17 protein-coding genes and 1 pseudogene are annotated in these 14,470 nt (G+C 33.9%); all 18 read left to right on the plus strand.

Going from position 1 to position 14,470, the window contains the following annotated elements:
• The first annotated feature begins 174 nt into the window (after nucleotides 1-174).
• The 18 genes and pseudogenes from ADI74_RS10305 to ADI74_RS10390 all read left to right on the plus strand — a co-directional run bounded on the left by ADI74_RS10305 (nucleotide 175) and on the right by ADI74_RS10390 (nucleotide 14,469).
• Entirely contained in the window at nucleotides 175-2,007 is a 1,833-nt protein-coding gene (locus ADI74_RS10305) for an SEC10/PgrA surface exclusion domain-containing protein (RefSeq protein ID WP_049538724.1), read from the plus strand.
• A gap of 151 nt (nucleotides 2,008-2,158) precedes the next feature.
• Nucleotides 2,159-5,281 (plus strand): SspB-related isopeptide-forming adhesin, encoded by a 3,123-nt coding sequence (locus ADI74_RS10310; protein WP_049538725.1) that lies wholly within the window; start codon nucleotides 2,159-2,161, stop codon nucleotides 5,279-5,281.
• Nucleotides 5,282-5,375: 94 nt separating this feature from the next.
• On the plus strand, nucleotides 5,376-5,684 hold the full coding sequence (locus ADI74_RS10315; protein WP_049538726.1) for a hypothetical protein: 309 nt from the start codon (nucleotides 5,376-5,378) through the stop codon (nucleotides 5,682-5,684).
• A gap of 23 nt (nucleotides 5,685-5,707) precedes the next feature.
• Nucleotides 5,708-6,136, plus strand: a complete 429-nt coding sequence (locus ADI74_RS10320; protein ID WP_049538727.1) for a hypothetical protein — start codon at nucleotides 5,708-5,710, stop codon at nucleotides 6,134-6,136.
• A gap of 19 nt (nucleotides 6,137-6,155) precedes the next feature.
• Entirely contained in the window at nucleotides 6,156-7,913 is a 1,758-nt protein-coding gene (locus ADI74_RS10325; protein WP_049538728.1) for an FtsK/SpoIIIE domain-containing protein, read from the plus strand.
• A gap of 463 nt (nucleotides 7,914-8,376) precedes the next feature.
• Nucleotides 8,377-9,594: a replication initiation factor domain-containing protein gene (locus ADI74_RS10330; protein WP_049538729.1), complete on the plus strand. Its 1,218-nt coding sequence runs from the start codon at nucleotides 8,377-8,379 to the stop codon at nucleotides 9,592-9,594.
• Nucleotides 9,563-9,817 (plus strand): hypothetical protein, encoded by a 255-nt coding sequence (locus tag ADI74_RS10335; RefSeq protein WP_049538730.1) that lies wholly within the window; start codon nucleotides 9,563-9,565, stop codon nucleotides 9,815-9,817. The genes ADI74_RS10330 and ADI74_RS10335 overlap by 32 nt, the downstream gene beginning before the upstream one ends.
• Before the next feature lie 11 nt (nucleotides 9,818-9,828).
• Entirely contained in the window at nucleotides 9,829-10,023 is a 195-nt protein-coding gene (locus ADI74_RS10340; protein WP_152906322.1) for a hypothetical protein, read from the plus strand.
• Nucleotides 10,020-10,352 carry a hypothetical protein gene (locus ADI74_RS10345; RefSeq protein ID WP_049538732.1) on the plus strand — a complete coding sequence of 111 codons (333 nt, stop codon included), beginning with the start codon at nucleotides 10,020-10,022 and terminating at the stop codon, nucleotides 10,350-10,352. The genes ADI74_RS10340 and ADI74_RS10345 overlap by 4 nt, the downstream gene beginning before the upstream one ends.
• Before the next feature lie 3 nt (nucleotides 10,353-10,355).
• Complete coding sequence (locus ADI74_RS10580; RefSeq protein WP_053092585.1) at nucleotides 10,356-10,799, plus strand: helix-turn-helix domain-containing protein; 444 nt, start codon at nucleotides 10,356-10,358, stop codon at nucleotides 10,797-10,799.
• 76 nt (nucleotides 10,800-10,875) lie between these two features.
• On the plus strand, nucleotides 10,876-11,148 hold the full coding sequence (locus ADI74_RS10355) for a hypothetical protein (protein WP_049538733.1): 273 nt from the start codon (nucleotides 10,876-10,878) through the stop codon (nucleotides 11,146-11,148).
• A gap of 59 nt (nucleotides 11,149-11,207) precedes the next feature.
• Complete coding sequence (locus ADI74_RS10360) at nucleotides 11,208-11,708, plus strand: hypothetical protein (RefSeq protein ID WP_049538734.1); 501 nt, start codon at nucleotides 11,208-11,210, stop codon at nucleotides 11,706-11,708.
• Nucleotides 11,709-11,721: 13 nt separating this feature from the next.
• On the plus strand, nucleotides 11,722-12,090 hold the full coding sequence (locus tag ADI74_RS10365) for a hypothetical protein (RefSeq protein WP_049538735.1): 369 nt from the start codon (nucleotides 11,722-11,724) through the stop codon (nucleotides 12,088-12,090).
• Nucleotides 12,091-12,109: 19 nt separating this feature from the next.
• The gene (locus ADI74_RS10370; RefSeq protein WP_049538762.1) at nucleotides 12,110-12,322 is read left to right on the plus strand and encodes a hypothetical protein; all 213 of its coding nucleotides are present in this window, start codon (nucleotides 12,110-12,112) and stop codon (nucleotides 12,320-12,322) included.
• Between the two features lie 23 nt (nucleotides 12,323-12,345).
• Complete coding sequence (locus ADI74_RS10375) at nucleotides 12,346-12,813, plus strand: antirestriction protein ArdA (RefSeq protein ID WP_049538736.1); 468 nt, start codon at nucleotides 12,346-12,348, stop codon at nucleotides 12,811-12,813.
• A pseudogene (locus tag ADI74_RS10380) lies at nucleotides 12,810-13,284 on the plus strand (hypothetical protein). The gene ADI74_RS10375 and the pseudogene ADI74_RS10380 overlap by 4 nt, the downstream one beginning before the upstream one ends.
• A 25-nt stretch (nucleotides 13,285-13,309) precedes the next feature.
• Complete coding sequence (locus ADI74_RS10385) at nucleotides 13,310-14,245, plus strand: conjugal transfer protein (protein WP_049538737.1); 936 nt, start codon at nucleotides 13,310-13,312, stop codon at nucleotides 14,243-14,245.
• A 5-nt stretch (nucleotides 14,246-14,250) separates the two neighbouring features.
• Nucleotides 14,251-14,469 (plus strand): TcpD family membrane protein, encoded by a 219-nt coding sequence (locus tag ADI74_RS10390; protein WP_049538738.1) that lies wholly within the window; start codon nucleotides 14,251-14,253, stop codon nucleotides 14,467-14,469.
• The last annotated feature ends 1 nt before the right edge of the window (nucleotide 14,470 follow it).

The raw sequence follows: 14,470 nt of genomic DNA on the forward strand, positions 1-14,470 counted from the left end.
TGCTGTAGGTCAACTTACACGAAGTTATTACAGTAAGATTATGTCTAAGATTGAAAGAACATATAATCGTTTCAGAGAAGATGGAGTGATTATTGAATTTTAAAATAATAAAATTTATTTTTAAAGAGATATGATATAATGTATATAACATTTTAAAAAAAAGGGGATATTTGAATGAAATATAAAAAGTCAATAGCTTTTTTATCAACTGCTATATTGTTGGCATTTAGTAGTGTTGTTCATGCTGATTCTGCAAGACAATCTAAGATTAAAGAATTAGATAATCAAAGAAGTGAACTTGCTAAGAAGAATGGTGTTACTGGCTATCTAGGTGATGGTCGTTGGTATTCACTTGTTGAGTCTGAGAATAAGGTTGATACCTTGAAGAAACAAGTTGAAGCCTTGAAAGTTCCATATAGTGAAAAGAATACTATAAAGGTGAGTCCTGCTTATGTGAAAGCATTAAAGGATCATTTTGTTTTTAGTAAGAGTGAACAAGAACGAGATCAGGCAGAAGAAATTTTGAAAAGCGAAAGTGCGAAGTTAGCTTTACAAAAGAATGACTTTGTAACTGTTGGTTCAGATGAAGCTGAGGTCTATGATCTAGATAATCTTCCTAAAGAAGTATTGATTGAATTGAACTATTTTGCCTTTGATATGATAAATCAAGTAAGAAGGCAAATGGGAACTAAGGAACTAGTTCTTGCTGAATCGTCGATTGATTTTGCTAGTAAACTGTCTGTTAAAATGCAAAAAGCAGATAGAAGTGTACGAGATTGGCACTATGTAAAAGGAATCAATGAGGTGGCTAGAGAGTATGGTTTGCTTACCTCTACTAAGGAAGATGAAGAAAAAAAACATGGTGATCAATATTATGAAAATGCCGCAAGTACTAGTTGGCGATTAAAAGAAGTTACGAAAGCAGAATTAAAACGAGTTATTTATGATGCCATTTTAGATTTTATGTATAGTGGTTATGAATACCTTCATGCTCAATCTATTGCTGGTGTGAATTGGGGGAAGCCGAATGATGTAGATTATTTTGGTCTTTCAATGTTCTTGTTGAAAGACGGAACTCGAATGAGTTTTATTACTGTTTCGGACAAGGAAATTTCAAAATCAACTAAGAATAATTTTAGTACAAAAACTCCTGCTAATACTACAGAAAGTAACAGAAAATCAACTCTTAGAAAGAAAGAGAAGGAGTTGGAATCAGAAAAAGGGAAGTTGGATAAACTAAATACTTCCTATAAAGATTATGAAAAAATTTCTAAAGAAATTGATAAGTTAAACGAAGAAGAAGAAAAAGAAAAGGAGAAAGAACGTAAAGCGAAAGAAGCCTTAAAAGAGAAAAAAGGCTGGATAAGAGAAGGAAACGATTGGTATTTTTATAAGAATAATCAACCTATAAAGAATACATGGGAAAGTGATTATTGGTTCGGTTCTGATGGAAAAATGGCTACCGATTCATGGGTAGACAATGGACGTTATTACGTTGACAAGTCAGGAAAATATGTTCAAAATAAAAATCAAAAGTATGGCTGGGTTCAAGAAGGAACAGCATGGTATTTCTATAAGAATAATCAGCCATTGAAAAATACATGGCAAGGTTCATATTTCTTGAAATCAGATGGGAAAATGGCTGTAAGTGAATGGGTTTATGATTCATATTATCAAGCATGGTACTATTTGAAGTCTGATGGAAGTTATTCACGTAGTGCATGGCAGGGTTCATATTATCTGAAATCTAATGGAAAGATGGCAGAAAGTGAATGGATTTATGATAGTTCTTATCAAGCGTGGTATTATCTAAAATCGAATGGAGTTTATGCGAATAGTGCATGGCAGGGTTCATATTATCTTAAATCCAATGGTAAGATGGCAAAAAGTGAATGGATTTATGATAATTATTATCAAGCATGGTTCTATTTGAAGTCTAATGGTATCTATGCTCGTTCTGAATGGGTACAAGGCTATTGGGTTGATAATTTTGGTAAATGGAAATAGATTAAGAGTCAGTTTTACTGGCTCTTTTTATTTGTAGAAAAAAAGGAGAAAATATGATTGAAGTAGTTTATAAACGCTCTCGCTCACCGTCTTAAAGAGTGAAAGTAGATAAAAAAAAATAGATTTTAAAATAAAAAGGAGAAAAAATATAATGTCAAAGACACAAGAATTTAAGGCTTACGGTTCAATTCGTAAAATGAAGGTTGGTGGTGCATGTGGGGTTATCCTTGCACTTGCAATGTTGGGTATGGTAGTTTCTACAGGTTCGGTTTCTGCTGATGAAGTTGTATCGGATAAAACTGTAGCTGTTGAGAAGAAAAGTGAGGTAGATGTTCCTATTTCTCATGATTTTCTTGATAAAGCTGTAAAAGAAGCGAAAGAAGCTGGTGTCAAGGTAGAAGTTGGCGCTGTTCAGGATAAAGGAGTTGCAACCTCTGAAACAGTCGCAGAAAAGCAAAAAGAAATTGAAGCTGATTATGTTAATCAGGAAAAAAATGTCAAAATTGTGACTGATGATTATTCTTCTAAGGTAGATAAAACTACTAAAGAACGTGAAGTAATCGAAAAAGAAAACAAGGAAAAACAAGATAAGTTTGAAAAAGCTGTAAAAGATCATGAAGCAGAAATCAAACGTATTGAAGCTGAAAATAAGGCTATTCTTGCCGACAATGATAAGAAGAAAAAAGAAACTGAAGCAGAAAATTCACGTATTAAACGTGATAATGCTCAGAAAGAAGCTAAATACAATAAAGATTTAGCTGACCAAAAAGCTTACAATGAGATGGTCGAAAAGGAAAACGCTGAGTTAAAGGCTGATTATGACAAGAAATTTGCAGTCTATGAAAAAGCGCTCGCTGAGTACAATAAGCAAAAAAAAGAACTTGCTAAGAAGGGTGTAAAAGCTGAAAAACCTCATATCAAAGTTTATGGTGATTATGATGAATCAAACCGTGGAAGTGTAAACTATTATAAGAAAATGACTGCTTCATTTGAAGGGGTAGAGGGGCTTTTAAAAGTAAAAGACTATATTGGATTGCATTCAGATTCAACTATTTCAGGTAGTCGTGAAGGGTTGGTATCTTTTGGTAAAGGTCTTTTAGGAGAAATTTTTGAGCCAAAATCAGGAGATTCGTTTACGATTCATAATGTAGCTGAGACTGAAAAGGGAGAAAAAATTTCTGCTCGTTTTACTTTACAAAATGTTGTTCGTGAATGGGTTGAAAATGGGAAATCTTTAATGGATACTAAAATCAGGATTTATGAATACGAAAAAGATGGTTCAATCAATTTTGGTTTTTGGAATCTTGTAGAATTTAATCCTAAGATTGAGTTTTTCCTTGAGAAAAATAAACAAAAAGCTATCTTGACTATGGCTTCAATGTTTAATGACATTGACTACGGACAAGAGTTGCGTTTGACTTACGAAGATGGAACAGAAGGGATTGTATTGAATCCTAAAGGTTCTGATGTGAAGAAAGTTAAGCGTGATGGCAAAGATTATTACAAGGGAGAATATAAAACAGCTTGGACTTATGATGTTCCTGATCTTGGTGTTAAGGCAGGTGATCTTGGGTACACTAATGTTAATGATGAAGCTGATATTCCCCGTGGTTCAATTCTTTCTGTTGGTTATGGCTCTACATTAAATCTTTTTTATTATAATGGAGTAGGTGTGCATTCTCAATCTGAAATTGATTATGTTCGTAAAAAAGCTAAAAATAAAGCACTTAAAGAAGGTAAAGCTATTCCTTCAGATAAAGAAATCTTTGATCCTACGAACTGGGCTGTAGGTATTTTTGGTAAAGCAAGCGCAACTGTTCCTACTGTAGTTTGGATTTATCCACTTAATAAACCTGAGTATAAGCCAAAAGATACTAAGGAAATTCCTAAACCTAAATTGGAAAAACCAAAAGAGTTTGTACCTCGTCCAACGCTTCCAACTCCACCAGCTCCAACTCCACCAGAGAAGAAAAAAATTCCTGAAATGCCTTTACCTGCTAAAGTAAAAGTGAACTACTCACGTTTGCGTGTGAAACCATCAACTCCAAAACCTGTGAAGGCTATCAAAGATACTTATGAGCGTAGTATTGACGGTTCAAACACATTTGATAAAAATGTGAAGTTCAGTTTGACAACTGATTATAAGCCATATTCAACGTTTACAACTGATTCTAAAACTTATGGTAAAACATGGGCTATGGTAGATGATGTTCAAGATGGTGCTTACAAGGTAGATGAAAGTAAAATCACTATGAAGGATTCTACTGGTAAAAATGTTAAGGATTTGTTTAAGATGTACCATGTTCTTTCTGATAAGGAACGTACACAAGAAATTCAAAACATTTTGAAGGAAGCTGGTTTGAATCCAAAAGGTGAGTTCTATATGTTTGTAGCTAAAGATTCTGCTTCATTCTATAAGAACTATGTAAAACAAGCTAAGAATATCACGATTGATCTTCCTGCTCGTTTGCTTGTTAAGAAGGCTGAGTTGGTTAAAAATGACTTTTATCAAGTTGATTATGGAAATAGCTATATTTCTAACTTGGTAAGTGTTCAAGTTCCTGATGGGAAGCCTGAAAAACACGCTGTGGATCAAAAAGATGATAAGAAGATTCGTGATGGTCAAGAAATTCAAATTGGTGAATACCTACGCTATCTTTTGGACGGTGTGACCGTCCCTAGTAAGCACGATACACTTTATCAGTATGATGGTATTGATAAGTTAGATGTGAAGCATGATCGCTATACTGGCAACTGGAAGGGTATCATTCGTGGTACAGAATATCTTGCTGAAAAAGACCTGGTTCTCCCTTATGATGTAGTCTTGTCTGACGGTAAAGTGGTCAAGGCAGGAGATAAGATTGTCAAGGGTTCTTCTTATGCGTTCCAATTTGAGTTTGACCAAAGTACAAACTCTGACTTTATCAAGAAAATTGTTAAAGTAACTTGGAACGAAAAAGATGGTAAGTGGGCTTATACGATTGACAAAGAGTTCTTGAACTCTCTAGGTGTTAAAGGTACGTTCGACGCTGACTTCTATATTGAAGTAGAACGTATTGCAAGTGGTGATGTTGAAAATACATTTGTGAATGTGGTTAATGGTCAAGAAATGGAAGCTAAGGTTGTGACTAACACTCCTGAGCAACCTAAACCACAAGAACCGAAAAAACCATCATTACCGAATACTGGTACAGCTTCTAGTATGCTTGGATTCGTTGGTACGGGTATCTTGTCAATGCTAGGTCTAGTTGGTATGAAGCGTAAGAAAGATTAAGAATGTTGTCTATAGGACGGTAAGTAAACAGGAATTATCGTCCTTTTTTTTTAAAAAAAAGAAAAAAATGTAAATAGAAAAGGAAATTAAAAAAATGGCAAAAATTAAAAAAATCCCTGTTGGGTTGGAAGCGATTGGAACAAAAGTAGTAGTGAATCCAAAGTTTCGTGAAGTGTTGACTGGTAACGGAGAAAATTTCGTTCCTTACCGTGAGTTTGAAGTTTCAGGTGATCAGCAAAATAGTGTTACTATTCGTGTTTATGGGATTGGAAATTCTGACATTCCAAAAACAAAAGGTTTGACAATGGTTAAGTCTGTTAATGGACTTAACTTTGTAACTCGATTGGTTGGTCGTAAAGAAGAAATTCAATTTGAAGCAAGTGAATTGCGTTTTGAAAAATAATTAGAAGATAGGAGAAAAAAATAATGGCTTTTAATATTCGTAAATTTAATAGTGCGGAAATCCCTGTGAATGTAAAGGAAAAGTTTGGTACATTGACTTTCCTTGGTTTTGATGAAAACTGGAAAATGGTAGATGGAAATCAAGTTGATTATCCTACACATGCTGAAGTGTTCTCTGAAAAAATGCAAGAAACGATTGCTATCAAATTGGAAGAAGGGATTGTTATTGAAGAAATTCCTTTCATGTCTGAAGTTGAAATTGTTGGTGAAGCGACAATTTGGATTTATGACTATGAAGATACGGTTTACCGTGGGAATAACAATGTATCTGAAATCAAGGCGCTTGCTTTCTCATTGCGTGCTGAAAGTGTTAAGCGTGTAGGTGCTGGTCAACCAAAACAGGAACAGAAGCACGATCAAAAACCTGAGCAAAAACAGGAACATAAGGGATAATTTCTAAAGGAGAAAAGATATGAGTTTATTTCCTGCATATCGTGGAATTAAGATTAAACCTTATATGGTGAATCTAAGGTACTATATCTTTTCTTTTTTCTTTTTGTTGTTTAGTCCTATACTAGCTTTTTTTGTTTATTCCAATTTTGAGAAAATCAAGAATGTAGATATTTTTTCTATTGTTGTTTCAGTAGTTATGCTGATTTTGATAGTTAGTGTAAGTATTTATTTGACTTGGTTATCACAAGAAAGAGTTTTCCTCTTTCAAAAGATAGAAAGACTTGCTAAGTTAGCTTTCTTCCTTAAGGAGAATGGCTATATCTATAATAAAAAGGTTAAGACAGAATCAGGAACTAGAGATAAAGTTGTTTTTCCTGTTGTTTACATGAAGCAAAATCGCTATGATTTGGAAATTGCTTTTAAAATGGCTGGAAATAAGTTTCAGGATAAGTTTAAGAAGATTGGTAGTGATTTAGAAACTACTTTCTTCATGGACTTTATGGAAGTTCAGGACGATATTAAGTTCAAAACCTATAAGATGGCTTATTCTGCTTTCTTGAATCGAATCAAGGTAACTGATGTGGAGTATTCTGATAAGGGTATTCAACTGATGAAAAACCTTTGGTGGAATCCTATTGATGATCCTCATTTGTTAGTTGTCGGTGGTACTGGTGGTGGTAAGACTGTACTATTAAGAACATTGATTCGTGCATTGGCAAAAGTCGGTGTCGCTGATATTGGTGATCCGAAACAAGCAGATTTTGTAACAATGGCTGAACAGAAGGCTTTTGAAGGGCGAATTTCATATAAGGCAGAAGATATAGTAGCTATGATTGAAAGAGGAGTAGATATTATGTTTGCTCGATATGCCTATATTCGTCAAAAGCGTGCTGAAAATGGCGACAAGGACATGAAGAAGTTCTATGAGTATGGTCTTGAACCTTATTTTTTAGTCTGTGATGAATATAATGCTTTGTGCGCTATGCTTGATTTTCAAACTAGACAGCGTTTGGATAATGCGATGGGACAATTTTTGCTTCTTGGAAGGCAAGCTGGCTGTTTTGGAATAATAGCTATGCAGAAGCCTTCACGAGAAGATTTAGGCTCAAAATTGCAAGCGAATATCAATTTCCGAATTTCTGTTGGTCGATTGGACGAGGTTGGATATGATTTAGCCTTCGGAGAAGTCAATAGGAATAAGGAATTTAAGTATGTGAAATATCTAGCTGGTAAGCGAGTATATGGTCGAGGTTATGCTTGTGTGTATGGAGAAGTAGCAAGGGAGTTTTATTCACCATTACTTGAAAAGAAATTCTCTTTCTATGATGAATATGAGAAAATTGAGCGACGAGAAAATCCATTCAATCCTTTAGAAAATCCTAATGCTGAATTATCAGAAGAAGAAAAAGAAAATCTTCAAGCTGAAATGGAAGCACAAGAGGAATTGGAAAAAGGAGAAGTTAAGAAGGCTGATCCTGGGTTTGTTCAGGAATTGATGTCTAGTAAACAAAAAGAAACTGGAAATGATTTAGTAAGAACGTTTGCGTTTTCTAAAGAAATTGGTGTGTCTGCTGGTTCAATGAGGAATTTAGTAGATAAGTTAGATGGTATTTTAGAATTTGAAAAGGAAGATAATGTAGTGTATTTGGACAAAGTTCAAAGAAATATTATAAAAGATTTGTTTGAATTGAAACAGAGTACAACTCAAAATTGGAGCGAGATTTTGGAGGATTTTCCTCTCTTGCGAAATTTGGTTAAGAGAAAAGTATTGCTCTAGGATTATGTCACATTTACACTAAAAAAGACGGAGGTTTTAGAAAAACCACCGCTTTTTTTGTGTCCTCTGGAGTGGTAACGGAAGACAATCAGCGCTTATTTTTGAAGTAGGACTCCAGATAGGAGCGTATAACAGCCTTGTCTTCCTCTCAAAATTGGAGTGAGATTTTGGAAGATTTTCCTTTTGATGAATACGATTTTAGTTAGTTTTGAGGGGATTTCCCCCTCTTTTTGGTTACTGTGCTAGTTGGTGCAATCCAGCTTGCTAGTAGCTAGTAGCAGGAGCGAGGAAGCGAGTGCGACGAGCGACTGCGTGTACTAGCGTGTACTAGCAAGCTGGATTGTGCGAATTAACCCCCTATGACTAATAGGGGGGTAGAAGATGTGCATAGAAGCATAAAGCCTTGATAATACTGACTTTTTGGCTTCAAAAAATGCGACACTATTGAAAAGTAAGGAGAAATATGGAATTTGAGAATCTAAACAAGGTGCAAAAGATGTACGCTTTTTCAGATCAAGAAATGTCTAGCTATTTAGAAATAGACAGGGCGACATTCTATAGATGGAAAGAAGCTGGGGAGATTCCTGAGTTTTATGACTCAAAAGTGAATGCGTTGATAGCTTTTAAGGAAGGTGTCCGAGATAGTGGGTTTTCTTTGGAAGGGAAAGTTGACTACGTGAAGGTTACATTTAAAACGCAAGATTATATAGATGTGATAGCAAATGTTTTGTGTCTGCAAAATAAGCCTTTTCTTGAAGAAGAAAAGGGTGGTTCAGGATATGATACAAAATTTACATTTCAGAATATAAATGTTTTCATTTCAAAGAAAAGGGAAGATATGGGCTGTATGATTGAGTTAAAAGGTCAAGCATGCAGACAGTATGAGTGGTATTTTGAGAATGAGCAGAAGTCAAGCTGGAGAGATTTCTTTATTCGTTGTTTCGAGTATGAACGTGCCATTTCACAAGGTGAAGGGAAATTCATGAATATTCCTCGGCTTGATATAGCGCTAGATGAAAAATATAGTGAAAATGGAAATTTTGAACTTGGTAAGCTGGTTGACCTTTGGGATAGTGGTTTTGTTGAAAGTCGATTGACAATGAAACAGATTGAAGATAATGGTCAATATGGAAAAGCAAAAACGATTTACTTTGGTTCTCGTCAGTCTGCTTATCATTTCTGTTTTTATCAAAAGGATATTGAGCAGGCAAAGAAGCTAGGTCTTGATATAGATTTGATTCATTCGTCATTGAAATTCAAAAATCGTTATGAAGTAAGAATGTGTGATGATGTCGCTTTGGACTTTGTTAGAAAATCATTGAATGAAAGAATTGATATGGCTAGACTTGCTGTTTGGGTGATTAACAGTAAGATAAAAGTATTTGAAAGATTGAATGGAGATAAAATTCTGAATCGTGAGTGGTATTCACTTCTAGGTGAAGTTGATAGAATTGGTTTTTCAACCTCACCTGTAGAAACTGGTTTCTTTGACAAACAGTATAGATGGCTGAATGAAAATGTTTCAGGTGTGACTGCTTTGATAAAAAAGTGGGAGAATATCACTGGTGATAATAAGCTAAAGAAGATACTCTTTGATGGAGAAATAAGTGATAAAAATTGGAAAAAATTGGAGCAAGCGAGGGTAGCTTATGAGAAAAGTATACAAGAAAGTAGGTACTGATTTTGTAGTAGTAAATAACAGTAACTTGGTATGTTCAACTGTTCGTGGGCTAAAATCAATTAGTCATTATTTACCTTCATTTGAAGGGAATGAAAATCTAACAGTTATACCTATAGAATCTGAGCGAATGTTTTTGCCTTATTTTAGAGATTATGTGATTGACTGGTCAAGAATGCCTGATGAAGTGAATGCGATTCTTGATATTAAGAAGAAGGCAGATTGAGAGGTCAGTATATGAAAAATGAGAAGAAAAAACCTGTTGGTAGTTTGTTGGCGCAGAAAGTTTTAAAAGCTGAAGTTATTAGTTCAGAAGAAGAGTTTGCATTTTGTGTAGGTCTAGTGTTTGCTTTTCTTATAGTTATACTAATTCTTACTATGCTTATAACAAAATGGAGTCCTTTTGATATATTTGAGGATATTTATCTATGAGTAAGAAAAAAATTACTGATGAAAAATTGAGAAAGTTAGTTTTTTTAATTCCTGCTCGGTATTTCTATGAAGGGGTCGTGACAAGTGATAAAGCTAGAAATTATCAAGATTATATAGATATTCAATGCCAGACCTATAGAAAAACGAAAAGTCGTAAAGATTGGCAAGAGGTAAAAAGACTTACTAAAGAGTATGAGGAGTTTTTAGCCAATGAAGTAGATATTAAGCGAAAGTTGTTGCTTTTTGGGTTGATGAAACGTGATCAGAAAGAAAGACAAAGTGTGTATTTGTTGCTGGTTAAGAAATATCATTTAGAAAGATGGGTTTAGAATATGGAGAAATTTCATGAAAAGTTAAAAGTGTTGAGGAAGAAAAAAGGACTTACACAAAAAAGTCTTTCTAATATGTTAAACATATCTCAAAGTGCTTATGCACATTGGGAACAGGGAAATGGTGAGCCTAACTTTGAGAAATTAAGTATGTTAGCTTGTATATTTGATGTTTCTATTGATTATTTGTTAAGTGAAAATTTAGAAATATCAAAAGAAAGTTATTTAAAGTTAAAAGAAGAAAAAAAGAATTTATTTTCAGTCAGACTAAAAGAATTACGTTTACAGCATGGATTTAGTCAAGAAGAATTATCAGAACAAATTAGTATAAAACAGAGTTCTTATAGTGATTGGGAAAATGGTAAGTGTAAACCTAACTATGAAAAATTAGAAAAAATAGCTGATTATTTTGGTGTTTCGTTGGATTGGTTGGTTGGGAGAAAATAAATGAAAGTTAAGAAGCGTTCTCCTGCTTAGTTGCTGGATAATGAAAAAAAATATAGAGAAATAAGAGGTATAAAAAATGGCATTACAAGGAAAAGATAAACAAGTTATTGAATTGTCGAATGAACTTGCTAAAAATTTGAAATCAAAAGAATTTGATTTGGCTTGGAAGCATGCTGGTGAATTAAGTTCACTACTTAAAAATGATGAAGAATTGCAACTACCGTATCAAGTTATTGAGTGTATCAAGCGTGATTTGAACAGTTACTATGATATGAACAAGCAACTGAACAAGGTAACAACTCGTGCTTTTGCGATTGGTAGTAGCTTTGAGCGTTCAGCTTCAATTTAAGTAAAGGAATGAAGGAAGTCAAGTTTGGCTTCCTTTTCTATATAGAAAGAAGGAGTAAAATGGAATTTAGTTGTCAAGCAAAGGGAATTTTTCCTATTGTGGATAGAGAAAGTGTTTTTGACATTGTTTTGGTTCAGCAAGCATTTGTGGTATGTAATGCTTTACGGAGTGAAGCGTATTCTTATGAAAAATTTTTGGTAGAATATGAACTTTTAAAATCAAATGTATTCAAGGTTTTAAAAATTAGAGAAGAAGAAGGTTTTCCAGATGATTTATCTTATCTTGAAGAAGGTTCAGATATGTTTTCTCGTGTTTATCAGACTTATCTTTGGTCTAAATTCAATGTGAATATGTGTGAATTGTCAGAAGAAGATTTCTTAAAAGAATTATCTAACCTTCAAATTGGAGTTAAAGTGGACGATCCTATGGAAGTTAATAATATGTTTTGGACTCTTTCTGATATTCTTAGTCTGTTGAAAAAAAAATATGTTCATTTTGAAGGTATAAAAGTTGTAGAAAGTGATATTGAAAATTATTCAATGATTTTAGATGATTTTTAGTAAGGAGAAAAAAATGAGTATTAAAGTAGTTTACGATAACTATTCTGATGTATGTAAAAATTATACTTTTGGAAAAAAGTTGCTTGACGAACCTGCGAAGATTATTGATCGCTTAGATGAACACTTTGACGGTGTGGAGTTTGGACAATTTGATGGCTGCAATCCTGACAATGTGTATATCAATTCGTTTACAGAAGTTGATACGCAGGAAGCATTGATTGATTTTGCAGGTATTTTGAATCATGGAGAATATGAGCAGTTAGTCAATGAAGATCGTTTGTCAGCTTATGTAGAAGAACACGAAGAAGAAATTACTAGTCGTTTAGGAGATTCCTATGTGTTTCTCGGTCATGAAGGCGATAGCTGGTACTTCTTGCAATAAAGAATGGTTGGTGCTGAATATGGCTTCAAAAGTATTGATTAGGAATCCAAAGAATCGAAGGCAGGCTTGGTTTGTGTTGCCTTTGTATTTTGGAAGGTTATCTCATATTGGTTTGACTGGCTCTTATGATGAAGAAATTCAAATTGTTGATTATGAGGGTTCAGCATTTATTGGTTACGGTCTATTTAGTGTTGCTGATTTGGAACAGTTAAATAAGCAGGTAGAAGGTTAATAAAGGAAGGAAAAAATAAAAAAATGGATTTAATGGCTTTAGTTATTTATAAAGGTGTTGCTAGACGAGTTTTGCTTCCAATTTCTAGTGAAGAACTTGCTGAACGCTTTGGCTATGAAGGTGAAGAAATTGAGGTTGCGTTTGATTCGATTGAATCTTTACCTACCTTAGATTGTGAACGCTTGACCTTAGATTTAGCGAATGAACTTGCTGAAAATTTGGAAGATGTAGATGAAGATTTGGTTCTATCATTTATTGAATCAAACAGTTCTGATCCAAAGTATTTGGCAAGTGCTGAATTTGATGATTGTAACTTATATCCTGATATTTCTACGGATAGAGATTTAGGCGAATATGTTGTAGAAGAATTGGGTTTTGAATTGTCAAGAGAACAATTAGAACGCTATTTTGACTATGAAAAGTATGGACGTGATGTTCGCCTTTCAGAAGGTGGTAGCTTTGTAGATAAAGGTTACTTTGTATCAAGATGATAGCAAATATACGAGTTTTAAGAGAAGGAAATTTTGAATTTCTCTGTGAACTGGATATTATGAAATACAGTCAAGATCAAGTTCACGAAAGAATGAATGAAAGAGGGATTGATAAAGGTAACTTTTTTGTCTGTGGTATATCTGATTGGGAAGTAGATAAGGTGATGTCTTTGGACGAAGTTTACTTACTGAAAAAAAGCTGTATTGGAATTGTATGATGGCGACGAGTTCATTGTGAAATTTCAATTACAACGTTATGTGCCTGTAACTCAAATTGTAACTACATATTATAGATTCTGTTCTAAAGATGAAGTTAAGACAATGGTTGAGTTGACAAAAGAGTTAGATTATGAATCAGTTATCAATTACTTTTTTAGCTGTGGGAACTGGTTGACAGTATTTCAGGGATTCATAGATCAGGGAGAAGTTTTAAATACTCCTGCAGGATTTTATAGAAAGGTTGTTCTTTAAATTTTTAAAAAAGGAAGGAAAGATATTGAGAAATTTTGAGTTGAAGAAACCACGAAAAGAAAAACAAAAGCAAGTCAAAATGAAGAAGATTAGTCAGAAAAATTCCAATCGGATTTTTTTAGTTGGCTTATCTTTTTTTGTTTTTCTCTGTGGTTTGACAATGTTTATTTCAATCAAGAGTGCTGTTAAGGTAAATGAAAAATTGTCAAAAACAGAAGTGGTTGAAACAAAGAAAGAAACTGACCGTAAGTTGGAACAGTTTTTAGATGGTTATGTAAGTCGATATTTTACTTACAATTCACAAGCTGGTTCGTCTGATGATGATGTTTCAAAACTGAATAACTATTATGGTAGTGTTCCTGATGTTAAGAATCAAGGTCAGTTGAAACAAGAAATGTCAGTAGTTAGCGCAAGAATGCTGACAGCAAAAGACGGTATTGCTGTTTATCGTGTTGTTTATGATACGAAGAAAGATGATAAAAGTCAGCGTGTAGGAATTGAATTTTCGATTCCTTATGGTGAGAAAGATGGTAAATATTATGTAGCTGGCTTGCCTTGGTTTTCTCCTGTGAGTGATTTTAAAGCTGATGGAGTAGATAAGGACAGTATGGTATCTTTGATTGCTAAAGATGATTTAGAAGAGGGAAAGCGCAAGAAATTGATTTCTTTCTTAGAACTATTCTTTAAGAACTATACGACAAGTCAAGCAAACCTAGACTTGATTTCAAAAGATATTAAGTCTATTGGTGGTGCGACATTCAAGAGTTTAGATTATACCTACTTTAAAGAAAAAGATGGTAAGATTCTTGCCTATGTGCAAGTAACCTTTGAAGTTGCAGGTACAACTCATAGTGAAAACTTTAGCTTTGAATTAAGAGAAGATAAAGATAGCTATTTCGTAGAAAAAATGGATCATACAATTCCATTAGATTATAACAAGAAAGATGATGAAGGAGAATAAAATAAATGGCATTATTTCAATTTTTAGTAGCAAAACTCGGTATTCCAGCAGTATCATTCTTTGCTGGTACAAAAGCATTGAAGGCATGGAAGGATCAAAAATTGGGAACTATTTTTGTGACAATTATGATTGCTGGTTTTATTATTTACTTTTTAGACAATCCTGAAACTGTATTGAAGGCTACTGGCTCGCTTTGGTCTAAACTTGTAGAAGTGTTTAAGTAGG

It is taken from the genome of Streptococcus pseudopneumoniae (assembly GCF_001074565.1).
Taxonomy (GTDB): Bacteria; Bacillota; Bacilli; order Lactobacillales; family Streptococcaceae; genus Streptococcus; species Streptococcus pseudopneumoniae_J.

Bases quoted from the DNA above. Each gene is read 5' to 3' on its own strand.
- ADI74_RS10330 (WP_049538729.1), top strand. From the start codon at position 8,377: ATGGAATTTGAGAATCTAAACAAGGTGCAAAAGATGTACGCTTTTTCA.
- ADI74_RS10340 (WP_152906322.1), top strand. From the start codon at position 9,829: ATGAAAAATGAGAAGAAAAAACCTGTTGGTAGTTTGTTGGCGCAGAAA.
- ADI74_RS10335 (WP_049538730.1), top strand. From the start codon at position 9,563: ATGAGAAAAGTATACAAGAAAGTAGGTACTGATTTTGTAGTAGTAAAT.
- ADI74_RS10390 (WP_049538738.1), top strand. From the start codon at position 14,251: ATGGCATTATTTCAATTTTTAGTAGCAAAACTCGGTATTCCAGCAGTA.
- ADI74_RS10375 (WP_049538736.1), top strand. From the start codon at position 12,346: ATGGATTTAATGGCTTTAGTTATTTATAAAGGTGTTGCTAGACGAGTT.
- ADI74_RS10345 (WP_049538732.1), top strand. From the start codon at position 10,020: ATGAGTAAGAAAAAAATTACTGATGAAAAATTGAGAAAGTTAGTTTTT.
- ADI74_RS10580 (WP_053092585.1), top strand. From the start codon at position 10,356: ATGGAGAAATTTCATGAAAAGTTAAAAGTGTTGAGGAAGAAAAAAGGA.
- ADI74_RS10315 (WP_049538726.1), top strand. From the start codon at position 5,376: ATGGCAAAAATTAAAAAAATCCCTGTTGGGTTGGAAGCGATTGGAACA.
- ADI74_RS10355 (WP_049538733.1), top strand. From the start codon at position 10,876: ATGGCATTACAAGGAAAAGATAAACAAGTTATTGAATTGTCGAATGAA.
- ADI74_RS10305 (WP_049538724.1), top strand. From the start codon at position 175: ATGAAATATAAAAAGTCAATAGCTTTTTTATCAACTGCTATATTGTTG.
- ADI74_RS10370 (WP_049538762.1), top strand. From the start codon at position 12,110: ATGGCTTCAAAAGTATTGATTAGGAATCCAAAGAATCGAAGGCAGGCT.
- ADI74_RS10320 (WP_049538727.1), top strand. From the start codon at position 5,708: ATGGCTTTTAATATTCGTAAATTTAATAGTGCGGAAATCCCTGTGAAT.
- ADI74_RS10310 (WP_049538725.1), top strand. From the start codon at position 2,159: ATGTCAAAGACACAAGAATTTAAGGCTTACGGTTCAATTCGTAAAATG.
- ADI74_RS10365 (WP_049538735.1), top strand. From the start codon at position 11,722: ATGAGTATTAAAGTAGTTTACGATAACTATTCTGATGTATGTAAAAAT.
- ADI74_RS10360 (WP_049538734.1), top strand. From the start codon at position 11,208: ATGGAATTTAGTTGTCAAGCAAAGGGAATTTTTCCTATTGTGGATAGA.
- ADI74_RS10325 (WP_049538728.1), top strand. From the start codon at position 6,156: ATGAGTTTATTTCCTGCATATCGTGGAATTAAGATTAAACCTTATATG.